Genomic DNA, 13,660 nt, shown 5'->3' on the forward strand with positions numbered 1-13,660 from the left:
TTTTTTCTTGCAGTACTACTCGTTATCAACAAATCTTCCGCAATAATCCAGCCATTGTCCTTTATACACGCAAATAATGAATCAGCTTTGACAATCAACCCTACAAATTCATGCACCGTAATATTCGCAAACAATCATGCCATGTAACAACAATAAAAAAGCCGGTTCTTGACCGGCTTTTTTAACTCGATGATTGATGGCTGATATTATTCAGCTGCTACAACTTCACCATCTGTAGCCAGTTCTGGACGATCCACCAGTTCAACCAACGCCATAGGCGCATTGTCACCTACACGGAAACCACACTTCAGGATGCGCAGGTAGCCTCCATTACGTGTCTGATAACGAGGACCCAACTCATTAAAGAGCTTGCCAACGATATCACGATCACGCAGACGGCTGAATGCCAGGCGACGGTTAGCCAATGTGGATTCCTTGCCCAGGGTAATCAAAGGTTCAGCCACACGGCGCAATTCCTTGGCCTTGGGCAAAGTGGTCTTGATTACTTCATGACGAAGCAAGGAGTTTGCCATGTTACGCAGCATAGCCTGACGATGGCTGCTGGTGCGGTTTAATTTACGATTGCTGTTGCGATGACGCATAGTGATTCCCTCACACCTTTTCCAGGCCCGCAGGTGGCCAGTTTTCTAGTTTCATGCCCAATGTCAGGCCCTTGGAGGCCAGTACATCCTTAATCTCATTCAAAGATTTACGGCCTAGATTTGGTGCTTTCAACAGCTCGTTTTCAGTACGCTGAATCAGATCACCAATGTAATAAATATTTTCAGCCTTCAGGCAGTTGGCAGAACGTACCGTCAGTTCCAGGTCATCGACCGGACGCAACAGGATAGGATCCACTTGTGGCGCCTGCTTGACTTCAATCTCAGAAGGAGCACCTTCAAGATCAGCAAATACAGAAAGCTGCCCCATCAGGATGCGCGCTGCATCGCGAATCGCCTGTTCAGGCTCAACCACGCCGTTGGTCTCGACATCCATGATCAGCTTGTCCAGGTCAGTACGTTGCTCAACGCGAGCGCTTTCCACTTGGTAGCTTACCTTGCTGATCGGGCTAAAAGAAGCATCCACCTGGATAAAGCCCAATACACGGTCTTCATCCTCACTCTTCTGGCGTTGCGGCACCGGCTGATAGCCACGGCCCATTTCCACCTTGACCTCAAGATCTAGCTTGCCACCCTTGGTCAGATGTGCGATGACATGTTCCGGATTGGCAATTTCTGCATCATGTCCAGTATCAAAATCACCCGCAGTCACTACGCCTTCAACACTCTTCTTCAGCGTCAAGGTGGTTTCACTCTTGCTATTCAGCTTGAGTGCCACACCCTTGAGATTCAGCAGGATATCAACGACATCTTCCTGCACTCCATCCAGTGTTGAGTACTCATGCACCACGCCATCAATCTTGACTTCAGTAATGGCAAAGCCAGGAATAGAAGACAGTAATACTCGACGCAGGGCATTACCCAGCGTGTAACCAAAACCACGCTCCATCGGTTCCAGTGTCACCCGTGCACGCACAGGGGAGATCACCTCAACGTCAACGACGCGCGGCTTCAAATATTCAGTCGGACTGTTTTGCATAGCTATCCTTACGGTCCTTAGATTTCTTCAAATAAATAACCACGACAAATACATTATCGTGGTTGAAACCCTGTATCAACTTAGATACGGCGCTTTTTAGGTGGACGGCAACCGTTGTGTGGTACAGGTGTTACATCAGAAATGCTGGTAATCTTGAAACCTACAGCATTCAATGCACGCACTGCAGATTCACGGCCTGGGCCTGGACCCTTGATGCGCACTTCAAGATTCTTCACACCACACTCCTGCGCAGCCTTACCAGCAGCTTCAGCAGCCACCTGAGCAGCAAAAGGTGTACTCTTGCGGGAGCCCTTAAAACCTTGACCACCGGAAGTCGCCCAGGACAACGCATTGCCCTGACGATCAGTGATAGTGATGATAGTGTTGTTGAAAGAAGCATGCACGTGGGCAATACCCTCGGCAATATTCTTTTTGACTTTCTTGCGTACGCGTACGTTAGCTTTAGCCATTGTTTGCTATTCCTTACTTGGATGCCTTGATAGGCTTGATTGGTCCCTTGCGGGTGCGCGCATTGGTCTTGGTACGTTGACCACGCACTGGCAAACCGCGGCGATGACGGATGCCACGGTAGCAACCCAGGTCCATCAAACGCTTGATGTTCATTGTGATTTCGCGGCGCAGGTCACCTTCCACCTGCAACTTGGCGACTTCATCACGCAGCTTCTCGACTTCAGCGTCATTCAGATCCTTGATCTTCGCTGTCGCAGATACGCCTGCAGCCAAACAAATTTGTTTTGCCGTAGTACGGCCCACACCGTAAATCGAAGTCAATGCGATTTCAGTATGTTTATGATTTGGGATATTCACCCCTGCTATACGAGCCATGTAGCTACTCCAAAATAATGGCGCATCGTTTAATCAAGTCGCCAAAAAAGCCCAAAATTTTAACAGCTTGACTGATTTTTAACAAATATTAAAAACCAGCACACTCAAAACCACGTTACCGAATTAACCCTGGCGTTGTTTGTGGCGTGGGTCAGTGCAAATAATACGCACAACGCCACGACGACGAACCACCTTGCAATTACGGCACAATGCCTTCACTGATGCACGAACTCTCATCTTTCACCTCTTTGCAAAAATCTTATTTGGCGCGGAATATAATCCGCGCACGCGACAAATCATAAGGAGTCATTTCCACAGTGACCTTGTCACCGGGCAGGATACGAATATAGTGCATACGCATCTTGCCGGAAATATAGCCTAATACGATATGACCATTTTCCAGTTTGACTCTAAACGTTGCATTCGGCAGGTTCTCGACAACCTCGCCCTGCATTTCAATGCGATCTTCTTTTGCCATGCTGCTGCTACCAATTAACGCGGGAGACCCGCACCACCCTTAAAGTTAGCTTTTTTCAGCAGGCCTTCATACTGTTGCGACATCAGATGGGATTGCACCTGAGCCATAAAATCCATGGTTACAACCACGATAATCAACAACGAAGTACCACCAAAATAGAACGGCACATTGAATTTCAGAATCAGGAACTCAGGAAGCAAACATACTGCTGTGATATACAAGGCACCAGCCAGGGTCAGACGACCCATAATACGGTCAATATATCGCGCAGTTTGCTCTCCAGGCCTGATACCTGGAACAAATGCACCACTCTTCTTCAAGTTATCTGCCGTTTCTTTTGGGTTGAATACCAAAGCCGTATAAAAGAAACAGAAGAATATGATCGCAGTAGCAAAGAAAATAATGTACAGCGGTTGACCTGGAGACAAGGTAGAGCCAATATCCTTCAGCCAAGACATACTTTCGTGACTACCAAACCAGCCAGCCATGGTTGCTGGAAACAAAATGATACTGGAGGCAAAAATTGGTGGAATTACACCGGCCATGTTCAGCTTCAAAGGCAAATGGCTGGTCTGACCACCAAATACCTTACGGCCCACCTGACGCTTTGCATAGTTCACAGTAATCTTGCGCTGACCACGTTCAACAAACACCACGAACGCAGTCACCAGCACAGCAGCAACAAACAGGAATAGCACTAGCGGAATTGAGAATGCTCCTGTACGCGCCAACTCCAGCGTGCCACCAATCGCATGCGGCAGACCCGCAACGATACCAGCAAAAATAATGATGGAAATACCATTACCAATACCGCGCTCAGTAATCTGCTCGCCCAGCCACATCAGGAACATGGTGCCGCCAACCAAGGTAATCACCGTGGTAAAGCGAAACATGAGCCCAGGATCCAATACCAAGCCAGCCTGGCCTTCCAGTGCAATCGCAATTCCCAGCGCCTGAAAAGTTGCCAGAAATACTGTGCCGTAACGCGTATATTTGGTAATGGTGCGGCGACCGCTTTCGCCTTCCTTCTTCAGCTGCTCCATACGTGGGGACACCACGGTCAGGAGCTGCATGATGATGGAAGCCGAGATATACGGCATGATACCCAGGGCAAAAATGGTAAACCGTTCCAAGGCACCGCCCGAGAACATGTTGAACATGCCCAAGATACCGCCGCTCTGAGATTCAAACAGTCTTGCAAGCACATCCGGATCAATACCAGGGACCGGAATATGCGCGCCAAGGCGGAAAACAATCAGAGCACCCAATACGAAAAACAAGCGGTTTTTCAACTCGCTCATTTTTCCCACCGCACCAAAAATACTATCGTTAGCCACGAATCAATTACTCTACGATTTTTCCACCAGCTGCTTCAACCGCAGCACGCGCACCCTTGCTCAGAGTCAAGCCTTGTACGGTCACGGCGCGAGTAACTTCGCCAGACAGATAGACCTTAACTGCACGGATACTGCCGGAAACCAAATTGGCTTGCTTCAGGGCCAGAATATCAATCACGTCAGCTTCAACACGAACGAGATCAGCAGTACGCACATTGGCAGTATCAGCCTTGGTCAGGGAGTTGAAGCCACGCTTAGGTAAACGACGTTGCAAAGGCATTTGACCGCCTTCGAAACCCACCTTGTGGAAACCGCCAGCACGGGACTTTTGACCCTTGTGGCCACGACCACCAGTCTTGCCCAAGCCGGAACCAATGCCACGACCAACACGACGCTTGGCGTGTTTAGCGCCTTCTGCAGGCTTGATAGTGTTCAGTTTCATTACGCTTCCACCTTTAACAGATAGCTCACCGCATTGATCATGCCGCGATTGGCAGGAGTATCCTGCACCTCAACGGTTTGATTCAGACGACGCAGACCCAAGCCAGCGACACATGCACGATGAGACTGGATTCTACCGATAGTGCTCTTAACCAAGGTCACCTTGATCGAATCAGTTGCTTTCTTTGTCTTAGCCATGATTAACCTCTGATTTCTTCAACGCTCTTGCCACGCTTTGCGGCAATCTCTGCAGGAGTATTCATGGAGTTCAAGCCATTCAGTGTGGCACGAACGACGTTGTATGGATTGGTGGAACCAATACATTTCGCCAATACGTTGGTCACGCCCATCACTTCGAAGATCGCGCGCATTGCGCCGCCAGCAATAATGCCGGTACCTTCGGAAGCAGGCTGGATGAATACCTTGGCAGCACCGTGAACACCGGTGACAGCGTGATACAGGGTGCCATTGTTCAGGCTTACCTTGATCATGCTGCGACGAGCTTCGTCCATTGCTTTTTGTACAGCAACAGGAACTTCACGTGCCTTGCCCTTGCCCATACCTACACCACCGTCACCGTCACCTACTACGGACAGTGCGGCAAAACTCATGATACGACCACCCTTCACCACCTTGGTGACGCGATTGACGCCGATCATCTTCTCGCGCAAACCGTCGGTCTGCTGCTGTTCAATTTCAACTTTTGCCATCATCAACCTCAGTCTTTAGAAGGACAGACCGTTTTCACGCGCGGCATCAGCCAGCGCCTTGATACGACCATGGTATTTGTAGCCAGAACGGTCAAATGCAACAGTAGTAACACCTGCAGCCTTGGCCTTTTCTGCAATACGCTTACCGATTACTGCAGCAGCGGTAAGATTACCGCCATTTTTCAGCTCTTTGCGCACTTCCGCCTCAAGGGTAGAAGCACTGGCAAGAACCTTATCTCCAGTTTCGGCAATAATCTGAGCATAGATGTGGCTATTGCTACGATGCACACTCAGGCGGATAGCTTTCAACTCGGCGATCTTGGCACGGGTTTTACGTGCACGACGCAGACGTGAATCAACATTATTCATAGCTACACCTTACTTCTTCTTGGTTTCTTTGATAATCACCACTTCATCAGCATAACGTACACCCTTGCCCTTATAAGGCTCTGGAGCACGATACGCACGAATCTGTGCGGCGACCTGACCAACCACCTGCTTATCAGCGCCTGTCAACACGATCTCGGTCGGAGTTGGTGTTTGCACGGTAACGCCTTCAGGCATCTTATGATCCACAGGATGGGAAAAACCCAAATCCAGATTCAGGTTGGCACCTTGCGCCTGAGCCTTATAACCCACACCGATCAGCGTAAGCTTGCGGGTAAAGCCCTGGGAAACACCTGTCACCATATTGGATACTAGCGCACGCACCGTACCAGACATTGCGCGCGCATGCTGCGTATCACGGCTGACAGCAAATGTCAGATTGTCGCCATCCTTCTCAATGGCAACATCACCGCTCAAAGGCAGCGACAGCTTGCCCAGCGGACCACTGACAGCAATATTGCTGGCGCTCAGCACGACTTCAACCTTGGCAGGAATAGCGACTGGATTCTTAGCTACACGAGACATTGCTTTCTCCTTAAGCCACTACGCACAGCACTTCGCCACCGATACCGGCGTCACGTGCTTTACGATCAGTCATTACACCCTTGGATGTGGAAACAATCGTCACACCCAACCCATTCATTACCACTGGAATCTCTTGATTGCCGCGATAGATGCGCAGGCCTGGACGGCTTACGCGCTCAATCTTCTCAATCACTGGACGGCCAGCATAGTACTTCAAGCTGATGTTCAGCTGCGGCTTGCCATCGGCATCCTGCACAGCGAAATCATCAATGTAACCTTCATCCTTCAGCACGGCTGCAATAGCACGCTTGAGCTTGGATGACGGCATGGAAACAGAGACCTTGTTAGTGCTTTGCGCATTACGGATACGCGTCAGCATATCGGCAATCGGATCACTCATACTCATACTAAATCCCTCCGTTACCAGCTAGCCTTGGTGACACCTGGCACTTCGCCACGCATCATCAATTCGCGCAGCTTACCGCGCGCAATGCCGAATTTACTGAATACACCACGTGGACGGCCAGTCAACGCGCAACGGTTACGCTGGCGGACAGGGCTGGAATTACGTGGCAGGCTTTGCAGCTTGTTACGCGCAGCGCGACGGTCTTCGGCAGATGCATTTACATCATTGATAACCGTGAACAACTCAGCACGCTTGGCTGCATATTTCTTCACTGTGTCGCGACGCTTTTGCTCGCGCTCGATCATGCAGGTTTTTGCCATGATTAGTTCCTAAATGGGAAGCTGAATGCGGAGAGGAGCGCACGCGCCTCATCATCAGTCTTTGCTGTTGTAGTGATCGTGATATTCAAACCACGCAAAGCATCAATCTTGTCGTATTCAATTTCCGGGAAAATAATCTGCTCACGCACACCCAGATTGTAGTTGCCACGACCGTCGAACGACTTAGCAGAAATACCACGGAAGTCACGAATGCGAGGAATAGCGACTGTAATCAGGCGATCCAGGAACTCATACATCTGTTCGCGACGCAAAGTCACCTTGCAGCCCACCGGATAACCATCACGGATCTTAAAGCCCGCGATAGACTTCTTAGCCTTGGTCACAACCACCTTCTGACCGGCAATCTTTTCCAGGTCAGCCACGGCATTTTCCATGACCTTCTTATCAGCCACAGCCTCGCCCACACCCATGTTCAGGGTGATTTTTTCAATGCGAGGCACTTCCATCACAGACTTGTAGCCAAACTGCTCAACCAGCTGTTTAACCACGGTGTCCTTATAAAAATCTTTTAAACGAGCCATGATCTACCCTTATGCGTCCACAACTTCGCCATTGGACTTGAATACACGCACCTTGCGGCCATCATCCAATGTCTTGAAGCCAACGCGATCACCCTTTTGGGTGGCACGGTTGAATAAAGCAACATTAGAAATATCGACTGGCATTTCCTTGCTAATAATGCCGCCAGCCACACCACGCATGGGGTTGGGCTTGGCATGCTTCTTCACAATATTGATGCCTTCGACCAGAACCTGGCCAGTCGCCAGCACCTGCAATACAGTGCCACGCTTACCCTTGTCCTTACCTGTATTTAGGATGACTTCATCACCCTTGCGAATCCTACTCATCCAGCAACTCCTTACAGAACTTCGGGTGCCAGAGAAACGATCTTCATGAAACGCTCGCCACGCAGCTCACGTGTCACCGGCCCGAAAATACGGGTACCAATCGGTTCCAGCTTATTGTTCAACAATACTGCAGCATTGCTGTCGAACTTGACCAAGGAACCGTCTGGACGACGAACACCCTTGGCAGTACGCACAACAACCGCGCTATAAACCTCGCCTTTTTTGACGCGGCCACGTGGAGCGGCATCCTTGACACTAACCTTGATGATGTCACCAATGCCAGCGTAACGACGCTTAGAACCACCCAACACCTTGATGCACATTACGGAACGCGCACCGGTGTTATCGGCAACATCCAGCCGAGACTGCATTTGAATCATGAGAATAATCTCCAACTTAATCCGTTAAACCAACACCAGCCGCTTGTCAAAAACGGCTGACAGCACTACGGTCAGTATTGGGGCGCCAGCTTGTCTGGGCGCCAAAAGGTCTTACATTATATAATGTCCTTTCACTCATTTGCAAGTGAAAGGACATTAAATTTGATTACACGATACGTGCTTTTTCTACAATCTTGCTTACACGCCAGGTCTTGGTCTTGGAAAGCGGACGGCTTTCTTCAATAACAACCAAGTCTCCTTCTTTGCACTCGTTGCTCTCGTCGTGAGCATGGAACTTCTTGGAACGACGGACAACCTTGCCGATCAAGGGATGCTTCACCTTGCGCTCAACGAGGACGGTCACAGTCTTATCCATTTTGTCGCTTACGACACGACCACTAAGAGTGCGAACCAGTTTTTCAGTTTGATTTTCGCTCATAATAACTCCGCTTAAGCTTTGCTCGCGTTGGCCAATTTGGCTTTCTCAGCAAGCACAGAACGAACGCGAGCGATATCACGGCGTACTTTACCTACCTGATCAACCTTGTTCAGTTGTTGAGTTGCAAGTTGCATGCGCAAGGAGAATTGCGCACGGCGCAATTCGATCAGCTCATTGTTCAACTCTTCAACAGTCTTGTTTCTCAATTCGGACGCTTTCATGACTAGCTCCCAATATGACGAGTTATGAAGGTAGTCTCGACCGGCAGCTTGGCAGCAGCCAGACGGAAAGCTTCACGTGCCAGCTCTTCACTGACACCGTCCATTTCATACAACATCTTGCCAGGCTGGATCTGGGCAATGTAGTACTCGGTACTACCCTTACCGTTACCCATACGCACTTCAGCAGGCTTCTTGGAAATCGGCTGATCTGGGAAGACGCGGATCCATACACGACCACCACGCTTGATATGGCGGGTCATCACACGACGCGCCGCTTCAATCTGGCGTGCGGTCAGTCGACCACGACCAATTGCCTTCAGACCGAACTCGCCAAAGCTTACCTTGTTACCAGTAGTTGCGATGCCCTTGTTGCGGCCCTTCTGCATCTTACGGAATTTCTGTCTAGCTGGTTGCAGCATTTTTTGCCCCCGACTTTCTTACTTTCTTTTCTGGCTCAGCAGGCGCAGCTACTTGTTCAGCCTTGTTGCCGAACACTTCGCCCTTGAACACCCACACCTTGATGCCAATAATACCGTAGGTAGTCTTGGCTTCAGCCACACCATAATCGATATCAGCACGCAGGGTATGCAAAGGCACGCGGCCTTCGCGGTACCACTCGGTACGCGCAATTTCGATACCATTCAAGCGACCGGAACTCATGATCTTGATACCTTGTGCACCCAAGCGCATTGCATTCTGCATCGCACGCTTCATTGCGCGACGGAACATCACGCGCTTTTCAAGCTGCTGCGCAATGCTTTCAGCAATCAACGTCGCATCAATTTCAGGCTTGCGAACTTCTTCGATGTTCAAGTGAACAGGAACACCCATCAAGCCTTGCAGACCGGAACGCAAGGATTCAATGTCCTCGCCCTTCTTGCCGATCACGATGCCAGGACGCGCGCTGTAGATGGTGATCTTGGCGTTCTTGGCAGGACGCTCGATCACGATCTTGCTGACAGCTGCATGAGCAAGCTTCTTCTTCAGGAAGTCGCGCACCTTGATGTCGCTGTTCAGCATCGCAGGGAAATTATTACTATTGGAATACCAACGAGAAGACCAGTTTTTCTGGACGCTCAGACGGAAACCAAACGGATGAATTTTCTGACCCATAACGATTCCTTTAGTTACCAACAGTCACAGTGATGTGACAAGTTGGCTTGATAATCCGTCCGGCGCGACCCTTGGCGCGAGCGCGAATACGCTTCAACACCAAGCCCTTGTCGACATAAATCGAAGTTACCTTCAATTCGTCGATATCGGCGCCTTCATTGTGCTCGGCATTGGCAATAGCAGACTCAACTACTTTCTTGATCACTTCAGCACCCTTTTTCGGAGTGAATGCCAAGATATTAAGTGCATGATCCACCTTCTTGCCGCGAATCAGGTCAGCCACCAAGCGAGCCTTCTGTGGGGACAGATGAACACCTCTTAATACTGCAGATACTTCCATCGTCATTCTCCTACCTCTTGGCCTTCTTGTCGGCTGCGTGACCCTTGAACGTACGGGTCAGCGCAAATTCGCCGAGCTTGTGACCTACCATGTTTTCTGTAACCAGCACCGGCACATGTTGTCTGCCGTTGTGGACCGCAATGGTCAAACCAATGAAATCAGGCAGGATGGTAGAGCGACGAGACCAAGTCTTGATTGGCTTTCTGTCACGACCAGCAACAGCCGTTTCCACCTTCTTTGCCAGATGGCCATCCACGAATGGCCCTTTTTTAATTGAACGTGCCATATTGATTACCTCTTATTCGCAGGACGGCGGCTAACGCGCATGTTGTCAGTACGCTTGTTGCTACGCGTACGATAACCCTTGGTTGGCAGACCCCATGGGCTGACAGGGTTCATACCAGCAGCAGTTTTACCTTCACCACCACCGTGCGGGTGATCGACAGGGTTCATGACCACACCGCGGACAGTAGGACGAACACCGCGCCAACGCACAGCACCAGCCTTACCGATGGAGCGCAGGGAGTGTTCTTCATTACCTACTTCGCCGATCGTTGCCTTGCAGTCAACGTGAACACGGCGAACTTCGCCGGAACGCAAACGCAATTGAGCGTAGCTGCCTTCACGCGCCAGCAACTGCACGGAGGTTCCAGCAGAACGCGCAACTTGCGCACCCTTGCCAGGCTGCAATTCGATGCAATGGATCGTGCTACCGACAGGAATGTTGCGTAAAGGCAATGCATTACCTGCGCGGATAGGCGCATCAGAACCGCTCACCAATTGCGTGCCAGCGGAAACACCGCGAGGAGCAATAATGTAACGACGCTCGCCGTCTGCATACACCAGCAATGCCAAGTGCGCGCTGCGGTTTGGATCATACTCCAGACGCTCGACCTTGGCCGGGATGCCATCCTTGTTACGACGGAAATCAACAATACGGTAATGCTGCTTGTGACCGCCACCTTGGTGACGTGTCGTAATATGGCCGTTATTGTTACGGCCAGCTTTTTTGCTTTGCTTCTCCAACAGCGGCGCATAGGGCTTGCCCTTGTGCAGTTCAGGTGTCACCACCTTGACTACGGCGCGCCGGCCTGGGGAAGTAGGCTTGACTTTAATCAGTGCCATGATTTCTCCTATTCGCCCGCTGCGAAGTTAATTTCTTGACCTGGCTTCAGGCTCACATAAGCCTTCTTCCAATCCTTGCGGCGGCCGAATGTACGACCAGCACGCTTTACCTTGCCGCCCACATTGACCACAGTGACAGCATCAACTTCCACCTTGAACACCAATTCAACCGCAGCCTTGATTTCGGGCTTGGTCGCATCTGTGCGCACACGGAAGGCAATTTGCTGATGCTTATCGGCAACACGGGTAGCTTTTTCTGTAATTTGCGGTGCAAGAATGACTTGCAGCAAACGTTCCTGAATACTCAATGCGCTCATGCCAGGATCTCCTCAAGCTTCTTAACAGCACCTGTAGTAGCCAAGACTTGCGGGAAGCGAACCAAGCTCACAGGATCAACATATTGCGCCTCGAGCACCAGAACGTGCGGCAGGTTGCGAGCAGACAGATACAGATTTTCATCGAACTGATCTACCAACACCAACACACCTTCGTTGTAACCAAGATTCTTGATTTTCTCAACCAATTGCTTAGTTTTTGGTGTATCAACTGCAAATTCTTCAACTGCAACCAAACGTTCCTGACGCACCAGCTCGGACAAGATGGAACGCACACCGGCACGATAAGCCTTGCGATTGATCTTGTGGCTGAAGTTTTCATCAGGAGTGTTAGGAAATGCACGACCACCCCCACGCCAGATAGTGCTGGAGCTCATACCAGCACGAGCACGACCTGTACCCTTCTGGTTCCATGGCTTCTTGGTAGTATGCGTAACTTCTGCACGAGTCAGCTGAGCACGGGTAGCAGTACGGGCGTTCGCCTGATAAGCGACCACCACCTGATGAACCAGCGCCTCGTTGAATTCACGACCAAAAGTCGTTTCAGAAACAGCCAAACCAGCCTTTGCCGGCTTGCCATTCTTATCGATTAACTTGATTTCCATTATGCCTTCACCTTCACACTAGGGCGCACGACAACATCGCCGCCTTTAGAGCCAGGAACCGCACCTTTGATCAACAACAGGTTGCGTTCAGCATCTATGCGCACAATCTCAAGATTCTGCACAGTAGTCTTCACAGCCCCCAGGTGACCAGGCATACGCTTGCCAGGGAAAACACGACCCGGATCTTGCGCCATACCAATGGAACCAGGCACATTATGGGATCTGGAGTTACCATGGGTTGCACGACCGGAACCAAAGTTGTGACGCTTGATTCCACCAGCAAAACCCTTACCGATGGATGTGCCTGTCACATCAACCAACTGCCCAGCCTGGAACAGTTCAACCGTGACTTGCCCACCTACTGCATAGCTGGCCAATACTTCGCCAGAAACGGGGAATTCCTTGATACCAACGCCGGCAGAAACACCAGCTTTGGCATAATGACCGGTCAATGCCTTGCCAATACGGCTGGCACGACGCTCGCCATAAGCGACTTGAAGGCCTGTATAGCCATCGCTTGCAGCTGTCTTGATCTGTGTCACACGGTTAGGCACGACCTCAAGCACCGTTACTGGAATGCTTTCGCCTTCATCAGTAAAGATGCGGGTCATGCCCACCTTGCGACCAATAAGCCCTAAGCTCATGATCGATTCCTTATAATAATTAAAAAGGCCGATTGCAATTGACCGACCCGGTTACGCGAAAGGGTCGGATTATATCCGACCCACTGCAAAAACACAAGTTACAGCTTGATCTCTACATCAACACCGGCTGGAAGATCCAACTTCATCAATGCATCGACTGTCTTGTCGGTTGGATCAACAATATCCATCAGACGCTGATGAGTACGAATTTCGAACTGATCACGGGATGTCTTGTTGACGTGTGGAGAACGCAGAATATCAAAGCGCTCAATACGAGTTGGCAAAGGCACTGGACCCTTTACCACTGCGCCAGTACGCTTGGCCGTTTCAACGATCTCAAGCGCGGATTGATCGATCAAACGGTAATCAAATGCCTTGAGGCGGATACGGATTTTTTGAGCTGCCATGTTATTTCCTTAAAGAGCGATTTCAAAGAGCAAAAAGCCGCAAACATTAAATGTTTGCGGCTCACTTTAGAGTATTTTCTTACTCAATAATTTTAGCCACGACGCCAGCACCGACGGTACGGCCGCCTTCACG

General features: G+C 50.3%; 28 protein-coding genes. All 28 read right to left on the bottom strand.

Features of this window, described 5'->3' with window-relative positions:
- Window positions 1-206: 206 nt before the first annotated feature.
- Window positions 207-602, bottom strand: a complete 396-nt coding sequence (gene rplQ, locus V7Z75_RS10900; protein ID WP_334108713.1) for a 50S ribosomal protein L17 — start codon at window positions 600-602, stop codon at window positions 207-209.
- 10 nt (window positions 603-612) lie between these two features.
- The gene (locus V7Z75_RS10905; protein ID WP_334108714.1) at window positions 613-1,599 is read right to left on the bottom strand and encodes a DNA-directed RNA polymerase subunit alpha; all 987 of its coding nucleotides are present in this window, start codon (window positions 1,597-1,599) and stop codon (window positions 613-615) included.
- 80 nt (window positions 1,600-1,679) lie between these two features.
- On the bottom strand, window positions 1,680-2,069 hold the full coding sequence (gene rpsK / locus V7Z75_RS10910; RefSeq protein ID WP_230346590.1) for a 30S ribosomal protein S11: 390 nt from the start codon (window positions 2,067-2,069) through the stop codon (window positions 1,680-1,682).
- Between the two features lie 13 nt (window positions 2,070-2,082).
- Window positions 2,083-2,445, bottom strand: a complete 363-nt coding sequence (gene rpsM / locus V7Z75_RS10915; protein ID WP_334108717.1) for a 30S ribosomal protein S13 — start codon at window positions 2,443-2,445, stop codon at window positions 2,083-2,085.
- 123 nt (window positions 2,446-2,568) lie between these two features.
- Entirely contained in the window at window positions 2,569-2,682 is a 114-nt protein-coding gene (gene rpmJ, locus V7Z75_RS10920) for a 50S ribosomal protein L36 (RefSeq protein WP_013147060.1), read from the bottom strand.
- Between the two features lie 22 nt (window positions 2,683-2,704).
- On the bottom strand, window positions 2,705-2,923 hold the full coding sequence (gene infA / locus V7Z75_RS10925; protein WP_334108718.1) for a translation initiation factor IF-1: 219 nt from the start codon (window positions 2,921-2,923) through the stop codon (window positions 2,705-2,707).
- Between the two features lie 14 nt (window positions 2,924-2,937).
- Window positions 2,938-4,224, bottom strand: a complete 1,287-nt coding sequence (secY, locus tag V7Z75_RS10930) for a preprotein translocase subunit SecY (protein ID WP_442919912.1) — start codon at window positions 4,222-4,224, stop codon at window positions 2,938-2,940.
- Between the two features lie 43 nt (window positions 4,225-4,267).
- Window positions 4,268-4,702 carry a 50S ribosomal protein L15 gene (gene rplO, locus V7Z75_RS10935; protein WP_334108720.1) on the bottom strand — a complete coding sequence of 145 codons (435 nt, stop codon included), beginning with the start codon at window positions 4,700-4,702 and terminating at the stop codon, window positions 4,268-4,270.
- Window positions 4,702-4,899 carry a 50S ribosomal protein L30 gene (rpmD, locus tag V7Z75_RS10940; RefSeq protein ID WP_334108721.1) on the bottom strand — a complete coding sequence of 66 codons (198 nt, stop codon included), beginning with the start codon at window positions 4,897-4,899 and terminating at the stop codon, window positions 4,702-4,704. Before rpmD ends, rplO begins: the two co-directional genes overlap by 1 nt.
- 2 nt (window positions 4,900-4,901) lie before the next feature.
- Entirely contained in the window at window positions 4,902-5,411 is a 510-nt protein-coding gene (rpsE, locus tag V7Z75_RS10945; protein ID WP_334108743.1) for a 30S ribosomal protein S5, read from the bottom strand.
- 15 nt (window positions 5,412-5,426) lie between these two features.
- Window positions 5,427-5,780 carry a 50S ribosomal protein L18 gene (gene rplR / locus V7Z75_RS10950; RefSeq protein WP_334108722.1) on the bottom strand — a complete coding sequence of 118 codons (354 nt, stop codon included), beginning with the start codon at window positions 5,778-5,780 and terminating at the stop codon, window positions 5,427-5,429.
- A 9-nt stretch (window positions 5,781-5,789) separates the two neighbouring features.
- On the bottom strand, window positions 5,790-6,323 hold the full coding sequence (gene rplF, locus V7Z75_RS10955) for a 50S ribosomal protein L6 (protein ID WP_334108723.1): 534 nt from the start codon (window positions 6,321-6,323) through the stop codon (window positions 5,790-5,792).
- A 10-nt stretch (window positions 6,324-6,333) separates the two neighbouring features.
- Window positions 6,334-6,729: a 30S ribosomal protein S8 gene (gene rpsH / locus V7Z75_RS10960; protein WP_309564201.1), complete on the bottom strand. Its 396-nt coding sequence runs from the start codon at window positions 6,727-6,729 to the stop codon at window positions 6,334-6,336.
- A 14-nt stretch (window positions 6,730-6,743) separates the two neighbouring features.
- On the bottom strand, window positions 6,744-7,049 hold the full coding sequence (gene rpsN, locus V7Z75_RS10965; protein WP_334108724.1) for a 30S ribosomal protein S14: 306 nt from the start codon (window positions 7,047-7,049) through the stop codon (window positions 6,744-6,746).
- Window positions 7,050-7,051: 2 nt separating this feature from the next.
- The gene (gene rplE / locus V7Z75_RS10970) at window positions 7,052-7,591 is read right to left on the bottom strand and encodes a 50S ribosomal protein L5 (protein WP_334108725.1); all 540 of its coding nucleotides are present in this window, start codon (window positions 7,589-7,591) and stop codon (window positions 7,052-7,054) included.
- Window positions 7,592-7,600: 9 nt separating this feature from the next.
- Entirely contained in the window at window positions 7,601-7,918 is a 318-nt protein-coding gene (gene rplX, locus V7Z75_RS10975) for a 50S ribosomal protein L24 (protein ID WP_334108726.1), read from the bottom strand.
- Between the two features lie 11 nt (window positions 7,919-7,929).
- Window positions 7,930-8,298, bottom strand: coding sequence for a 50S ribosomal protein L14 (rplN, locus tag V7Z75_RS10980; RefSeq protein ID WP_011478657.1), 369 nt, complete (start codon window positions 8,296-8,298; stop codon window positions 7,930-7,932).
- 166 nt (window positions 8,299-8,464) lie between these two features.
- Window positions 8,465-8,737, bottom strand: coding sequence for a 30S ribosomal protein S17 (gene rpsQ, locus V7Z75_RS10985; RefSeq protein WP_334108727.1), 273 nt, complete (start codon window positions 8,735-8,737; stop codon window positions 8,465-8,467).
- Between the two features lie 11 nt (window positions 8,738-8,748).
- Entirely contained in the window at window positions 8,749-8,958 is a 210-nt protein-coding gene (gene rpmC / locus V7Z75_RS10990; RefSeq protein ID WP_334108728.1) for a 50S ribosomal protein L29, read from the bottom strand.
- A gap of 2 nt (window positions 8,959-8,960) precedes the next feature.
- Window positions 8,961-9,377: a 50S ribosomal protein L16 gene (gene rplP / locus V7Z75_RS10995; RefSeq protein WP_334108729.1), complete on the bottom strand. Its 417-nt coding sequence runs from the start codon at window positions 9,375-9,377 to the stop codon at window positions 8,961-8,963.
- Window positions 9,361-10,071, bottom strand: coding sequence for a 30S ribosomal protein S3 (gene rpsC / locus V7Z75_RS11000; protein WP_334108730.1), 711 nt, complete (start codon window positions 10,069-10,071; stop codon window positions 9,361-9,363). Before rpsC ends, rplP begins: the two co-directional genes overlap by 17 nt.
- 10 nt (window positions 10,072-10,081) lie before the next feature.
- Window positions 10,082-10,411: a 50S ribosomal protein L22 gene (gene rplV, locus V7Z75_RS11005; RefSeq protein ID WP_334108731.1), complete on the bottom strand. Its 330-nt coding sequence runs from the start codon at window positions 10,409-10,411 to the stop codon at window positions 10,082-10,084.
- Window positions 10,412-10,421: 10 nt separating this feature from the next.
- Window positions 10,422-10,697: a 30S ribosomal protein S19 gene (rpsS, locus tag V7Z75_RS11010; protein WP_334108732.1), complete on the bottom strand. Its 276-nt coding sequence runs from the start codon at window positions 10,695-10,697 to the stop codon at window positions 10,422-10,424.
- Window positions 10,698-10,702: 5 nt separating this feature from the next.
- Window positions 10,703-11,536 carry a 50S ribosomal protein L2 gene (rplB, locus tag V7Z75_RS11015; RefSeq protein WP_334108733.1) on the bottom strand — a complete coding sequence of 278 codons (834 nt, stop codon included), beginning with the start codon at window positions 11,534-11,536 and terminating at the stop codon, window positions 10,703-10,705.
- A gap of 8 nt (window positions 11,537-11,544) precedes the next feature.
- Window positions 11,545-11,853 carry a 50S ribosomal protein L23 gene (gene rplW, locus V7Z75_RS11020; RefSeq protein ID WP_334108734.1) on the bottom strand — a complete coding sequence of 103 codons (309 nt, stop codon included), beginning with the start codon at window positions 11,851-11,853 and terminating at the stop codon, window positions 11,545-11,547.
- On the bottom strand, window positions 11,850-12,476 hold the full coding sequence (rplD, locus tag V7Z75_RS11025; protein ID WP_334108735.1) for a 50S ribosomal protein L4: 627 nt from the start codon (window positions 12,474-12,476) through the stop codon (window positions 11,850-11,852). Before rplD ends, rplW begins: the two co-directional genes overlap by 4 nt.
- The gene (gene rplC, locus V7Z75_RS11030; protein WP_334108736.1) at window positions 12,476-13,120 is read right to left on the bottom strand and encodes a 50S ribosomal protein L3; all 645 of its coding nucleotides are present in this window, start codon (window positions 13,118-13,120) and stop codon (window positions 12,476-12,478) included. Before rplC ends, rplD begins: the two co-directional genes overlap by 1 nt.
- Before the next feature lie 98 nt (window positions 13,121-13,218).
- A complete protein-coding gene (gene rpsJ, locus V7Z75_RS11035; RefSeq protein WP_011478646.1) occupies window positions 13,219-13,527 on the bottom strand; it encodes a 30S ribosomal protein S10 in 309 nt (102 codons plus the stop codon).
- Window positions 13,528-13,660 lie beyond the last annotated feature (133 nt).

This window comes from Methylobacillus sp. (assembly GCF_036844465.1).
GTDB lineage: Bacteria > Pseudomonadota > Gammaproteobacteria > Burkholderiales > Methylophilaceae > Methylobacillus.